This window comes from Treponema primitia ZAS-1, from assembly GCF_000297095.1.
GTDB classification, from domain to species: Bacteria; Spirochaetota; Spirochaetia; order Treponematales; family Breznakiellaceae; genus Termitinema; species Termitinema primitia_A.
In genome coordinates, this window is sequence record NZ_AEEA01000038.1 from 1 (window position 1) to 5,286 (window position 5,286).

7 protein-coding genes and 1 riboswitch are annotated in these 5,286 nt (G+C 53.4%); of the genes, 4 read left to right on the forward strand and 3 right to left on the reverse strand.

The annotated features are described in order from the left end of the window. The first annotated feature begins 121 nt into the window (after positions 1–121). From TPRIMZ1_RS0106315 to TPRIMZ1_RS0106325, 3 genes are read left to right on the forward strand one after another with little or no spacing between them, the layout of a single operon-like run. Positions 122–751, forward strand: a complete 630-nt coding sequence (locus tag TPRIMZ1_RS0106315; protein WP_010256441.1) for a cyclodeaminase/cyclohydrolase family protein — start codon at positions 122–124, stop codon at positions 749–751. Between the two features lie 29 nt (positions 752–780). After that, positions 781–1,629: a bifunctional 5,10-methylenetetrahydrofolate dehydrogenase/5,10-methenyltetrahydrofolate cyclohydrolase gene (locus tag TPRIMZ1_RS0106320; protein ID WP_010256444.1), complete on the forward strand. Its 849-nt coding sequence runs from the start codon at positions 781–783 to the stop codon at positions 1,627–1,629. A 43-nt stretch (positions 1,630–1,672) separates the two neighbouring features. Then, positions 1,673–2,560 (forward strand): sugar phosphate isomerase/epimerase family protein, encoded by an 888-nt coding sequence (locus TPRIMZ1_RS0106325; protein WP_010256447.1) that lies wholly within the window; start codon positions 1,673–1,675, stop codon positions 2,558–2,560. On the opposite strand, the gene TPRIMZ1_RS0106330 is transcribed toward TPRIMZ1_RS0106325, so the two are convergent. The 3 genes from TPRIMZ1_RS0106330 to TPRIMZ1_RS0106340 are packed head-to-tail and all read right to left on the reverse strand — an operon-like array spanning position 2,555 to position 4,757. Beyond that, on the reverse strand, positions 2,555–2,917 hold the full coding sequence (locus TPRIMZ1_RS0106330; protein ID WP_010256450.1) for a winged helix-turn-helix domain-containing protein: 363 nt from the start codon (positions 2,915–2,917) through the stop codon (positions 2,555–2,557). The two genes, TPRIMZ1_RS0106325 and TPRIMZ1_RS0106330, sit on opposite strands and share 6 nt — an antisense overlap. 12 nt (positions 2,918–2,929) lie before the next feature. Continuing rightward, positions 2,930–4,171 carry a gephyrin-like molybdotransferase Glp gene (gene glp / locus TPRIMZ1_RS0106335; protein ID WP_010256453.1) on the reverse strand — a complete coding sequence of 414 codons (1,242 nt, stop codon included), beginning with the start codon at positions 4,169–4,171 and terminating at the stop codon, positions 2,930–2,932. Positions 4,172–4,178: 7 nt separating this feature from the next. Continuing rightward, a complete protein-coding gene (locus TPRIMZ1_RS0106340) occupies positions 4,179–4,757 on the reverse strand; it encodes a hypothetical protein (protein WP_010256455.1) in 579 nt (192 codons plus the stop codon). Between the two features lie 128 nt (positions 4,758–4,885). Then, a riboswitch (ZMP/ZTP riboswitch) is annotated at positions 4,886–4,964 on the forward strand. Positions 4,965–5,031: 67 nt separating this feature from the next. Here TPRIMZ1_RS0106340 and TPRIMZ1_RS18550 point away from each other — a divergent pair. Then, positions 5,032–5,286: formate--tetrahydrofolate ligase (locus TPRIMZ1_RS18550; protein ID WP_010256201.1), on the forward strand; the 255-nt coding region annotated here is incomplete at its 3' end.

The following is a 5,286-nucleotide window of genomic DNA, read 5'->3' on the forward strand; positions in this document are numbered from 1 at the left end:
CGCAGAAAAGATCGACGTGGACAACACCGGGAAAATATCAGGGTTGTTCTAATTCAAGAAACAGTGAATAACGGGTAGTGAGTTGTTCTCATTACCCGTTGTTTTATTAAGGAAGTGGAAAATGGGTTTTGCCGAAAAGAGCTGCGTAGATTTTGTAACTGTCCTGGCGAGTAAGGATCCTGTGCCCGGCGGCGGCGGCGCTTCCGCATTGGTGGGCGCTATTGGAACCGCCTTGGGAAACATGGTGGGCTCCCTTACGGTGGGTAAAAAAAAGTACGCCGATGTGGAGGCGGACATCATCCGTCTGAAGAAGGAGTCCGACCGGCTTCAGGGGGAGTTCCTCGCCCTGGTTCAGCGGGATGCGGAGGTCTTTGAACCCCTGTCCAAGGCCTACGGTCTGCCCAAGGAGACCGAGGCGGAGAAGGCGGAGAAAACCCGGGTCATGGAAGCGGCTTTGAAAGAAGCTTGCTCGGTGCCCCTGGAGATTATGAAGAAGTGCGGCGAGGCCATCAAGGTTATTGAGGAATTCGCCGCCAAGGGCAGCCGTCTGGCCATCAGTGACGCCGGTGTTGGGGTGCTTTTTTGCAAGGCTGCCCTGAGCGGCGCCAGCCTCAACGTGTATATCAACACCGCTGCCATGACCGACCGTAGTTATGCTGAGGATATCAACCGCCAAACCAACGCGCTCCTTGCGGAGTATGAAGCCCTGGCGGATACGGTTTTCAAAGGCGTAAAAGATCAGCTGAAGTGATCAAACAGTAAAACTAATCGAGGTATAAAATGGCTCAGATTTTGAAAGGAAAGGAAGTTGCCGACGCCTTAGTGGAGTCCATGAAGAAGGATGTGGAGGCCCTGAACGCTAAAGGGATCACACCGACCTTGGGCATAGTCCGGGTAGGGGAAAGGGATGATGATATCTCCTACGAGAAGGGCGCCACCAAGCGCTGCGCCTCCGTGGGGGTTGGGATAAAAAACTACGTGCTGCCCGCCGATGCAACCCAGGACGCCCTGTTGAAGGTGATCCACGAGGTCAACAACGACAAGTCTGTCCATGGGGTGCTGCTCTTCCGGCCCCTGCCCAAGCACATAAACGATGGGGTAATCCGGGCGGCCCTATTGCCATCCAAGGACATAGACGGCATCACCGACGGCTCCCTGGCCGGAGTGTTTGCCAATATCCCCCTGGGTTTCCCCCCCTGTACGGCGGAATCCTGTATGGCGATCCTCGCCCATTACGGCATTGAAATTGCGGGTAAGCGGGTAACCGTGGTCGGCCGCAGCCTCGTAATAGGCCGGCCCGTAGCAATGATGCTGATGCACAAAAACGGCACCGTTACTATTTGCCACACGAAAACGAAGGACCTCCCTTCGGTGATAAAGGAAGGGGAGATTGTGATCGTCGCCGCCGGAGTAGCGGAGAGCGTTGGCGCTGAAAGTCTCCGCGCCGGTCAGGTGGTCATTGATGTGGGTATCCATATGAAGGACGGGGGCGGCATGTGCGGGGACCTAAAGTTCGCCGAGGCTGAACCCATTGTACAGGCCATAACCCCGGTTCCCGGCGGCGTGGGCGCTGTTACCACCTGTATTACCATACAGCATGTAATTCAGGCGGCTAAGGCCGGATCGTAGATTACGGAAAAATCTCCGAATATGGTAAACAGGAACAATAGAAATGCAATATGGTATTTATTTTGCCTATTGGACAAAGGAATGGCAGGCGGATTACAAAAAGTATATCGATAAAGTATCAAAACTGGGTTTTGATATACTGGAGATATCCTGTGCAGCCTTGAAGGATCAATATGTTTCGGATTCCCAACTTTTTGATTTGCGGGATTATGCGAAAGAGAAGGGTGTCACCCTGACCGCTGGCTACGGCCCGGCTAAGGGCGAAAATCTTAGTTCTTCCGATAACCGGGTTGTCAAAAATGCAAAAGCCTTTTATAAGGATGTGCTGGGAAAGCTCAACAAACTCGACATAAGGCTGCTGGGCGGGGGGTTATACTCATACTGGCCGGTTGACTATTCTCTGCCCATTGATAAGGCGGGGGACTGGAAACGGTCAGTTGAAAATATCAGGGAAATTGCCGCAATCGCCGCAGACCGCAACGTGGTATTGGGGATGGAGGTATTAAACCGCTTCGAAGGGTATTTGCTTAACACCTGTGAGGAAGGAATTAAGTTTGTCGATGAAGTTAATCACCCGAATGTAAAAGTCATGCTGGATACTTTTCACATGAATATTGAGGAAGATAATATGGCTGAAGCCATCCGCATGGCGGGGGATAAGCTTGGGCATTTTCATATTGGCGAACAGAACCGCAAGGTTCCCGGGAAAGGATGCATCCCCTGGAATGCAATTGGTCATGCCCTGCGGGACATACGGTACAATGGGACGGTGGTGATGGAGCCCTTTGTCATGCCCGGGGGAACCATAGGGCAGGATATAAAAGTCTGGAGAAATTTACTTCCCGAGACAAGCGAAACGATACTGGATCGTGATGCCAAGGGAGCGTTGGAATTTGTGAAGCATGTGTTTGGTAGTACTTCTGTTTTATAACGTTTTTACCGGGTAATACCGGCTGAATATTTCCCCTACCGTAGTCTCACACTCCTGTAAAAAGGCGAGGTGCTTTTCCAGAAAGGCGGCGCCTTCCCCGGTGAGGTGCGCCTCTCCGCCGCCTTTGCCGCCCTGTTGGCGGACCACGACGGGAAACCCGATCCATGCCTCTATGCGGGCCAGCAGTTTCCATCCCTTGGTGTAGGACATGCCCATGTTTTCACAGGCCTCGCGGACATTCCCGCTCCGCCGGATTTCCAAAAGAAGCATTATCATCCCGGGGCCGCAGAATGGTTCTCCCTTTCCGGTCTGGTTTATCAGTGAAATTTTTATTGTCGGCTTTATGTTTTCAAACATGCTTTGAACCCCTCATAGCAATTCTGTGCTGCCGAATAACACTACGTTAACGACACTTCCTGCGGGCAGCGCGGCGCTTCCGGCGGGTATATCCACAAAACAGTTACAGCTTAGCAGTGAAAGCATATGACCGGAAGAGTGGCCCTCCGGCAGGCTTATCAAGGGGAACTCTTCATCGCCGCGCTTCGGTTCAAGCCGGGCCCGGATAAAACGGCGCGTACCGCTTTGTTTGGGGAAGGGGGAGATCAGCCGGGCCCTCAGCCGCCGGGTTTCCAGATCCGGCCGCTGGGCCAGTTTTGCCAGAACCGGCCGTACCAGGAGTTCCAGGTTGGCCATGGCGGCAAAGGGATTTCCCGACAGGCAGATCAGCAGTTTTTTCCGGTACACCCCGCAGAGTATGGCGCTGCCGGGCTTGAAGGTCATGCGCCAGAAGAGCTGTTCCGCCCCCAGCAGGGTAAACACATCCCGCATGATGTCCCTGTCCCCCACGCTCACCCCTCCGGTACTGATAAGGAGATCCAGGTCTTCCATATGGGCGCGTATCTCCGCCGCCGCCGTCTCCGGTTCATCCGCTGCGACGGGCAGAAGTCTCGGATGGAAGCCCAGTTCTTCAAGCCGGGTGGAAAGGAGGATGCCGTTATTGTTGTATATTTTCCCCGGCGGCAGCGGAGCGCCCGGGGGGACGAGCTCATCTCCGGTACACAGTATTCCTATTTCAGGTGGGCGGAATACCGGGACCTCAGCAAGTCCCAAGCCCGCAAGGAGTCCCAGGCGAATAAAGTCAAGCCCTTCGCCTTCCCGGATAAGCAGCTGTCCCTTCCGGATATCCTCTCCCCGGAAAATATAGTTCTCGTGTTTTTTAACCGGGCGGAAAACCAAAACCGCCTTCTCCTTTTCCGAAACGTCTTCCTTTGGAAGCATGGCGTCCGAGCCGGCGGGCATGGGCGCCCCGGTCATAATCCTCAGCGCTTCTCCCGGCAGCAGTGGAGCATCGTGGACAGAACCGGCGTATACCACCCCGGCTATATGCAGCCTCGCCGGATTCGCTTCCGAGGCGCCTGCGGTATCCTCGCTGCGGAAGGCAAAGCCGTCCAGGGGGGCGCGGTCAAAGGGAGGGTTATCCAGGGGGGCGAGGATGGTTTTACCCGTAACAAGTCCTCGGGCTTTAATCAGGGGGAGGCGGAGTATCTCCTCTATAGGGATGGTCCTGGCGAGGAGCAGTTCCAGAGCGGCTTCCAAGTCTATTCGTTCCATGGGCGTCCTATCCTGCAAGACGGACCCGGACTTGTCCGTCCGCGCTTACCACAGTTATTTCTGCCATAAGTTTCTGTAAAAGACCCGCAGTTATGGGACTTTCCAGGGTGAACTGGGCCAGTTCCGCCACCCGTGCTGCACTGGGCTTTACCTGTTCCCCCGCGCCGGCGCTGACCATGATAAAACAACCCGGCTGAACCACTTCCCTAAGGCTATTGGATTCGCCGATAACTAGGACAGAGGGGGGTATCTGTTTGAGAAACTCGGAAAAGCCCTCGGCAAGGCTGTTTTTAATTGAACGGAGCCAGTAAACCCGTTCTGCTCCGGCCCTAAGCAGCCGGGTGGTGTCTTTTCCCATACATTCCGGGGAATTTGGGTTTAAACCCCGTTCTTCCTGCAAAACATAGGAAGACAGATTTGAGCATATCCCGCACCCCATATCCCCATGATGGCAGGGCGCCCCGGCGTAGGCGGTGGTGGTAACCTTGAGGCCCACCACGGGGAAGCGGTCTTTGAAAAGGCGTATCAGTTCTTCCGCCAAAACTGTTTTCCCCCTGTTCCGGCCCGTGGCGCCAATGAGGATCATTTGTTCCACAGAAAACGCCCTATTGTTCATAATACATTATATACGGCCATCGATTTATTTTTCAATACAATTCGATGTCAATACAATTCGGTTGACAAATATTTATCGATATATTATTATAGATAATGAAATGTCCCCGTGACTGGCGGAAGTGGATTACCACAAGGGAACGGGATGATACTATAGCCGACCGCCTGGGCAAGCTTTATTGGTTATACGGTGTATTATGCGCTGTATAACCAATAAAGCTTTTTATTTTATAAGGAGTTACAGTATGGCAAAAGGTTCAGACGCGGTGAAGAAGTTTATCGGTTCAGACATTGATATCGCCCAAGCGGTTTATCCCGAACACGCCTATGATGTTAATGAAATCGCAGCGAAATTGAGTATTCCCGAGAAGTATATTGAGCAGTACGGAAAGTACAAAGCGAAGATAGACTACAACTACCTTAACAACGAGCTTAAGGACAAGAAGGACGGCAAGCTCATCCTGGTAACGGCGATTACCCCCACTCCGGCTGGGGAGGGT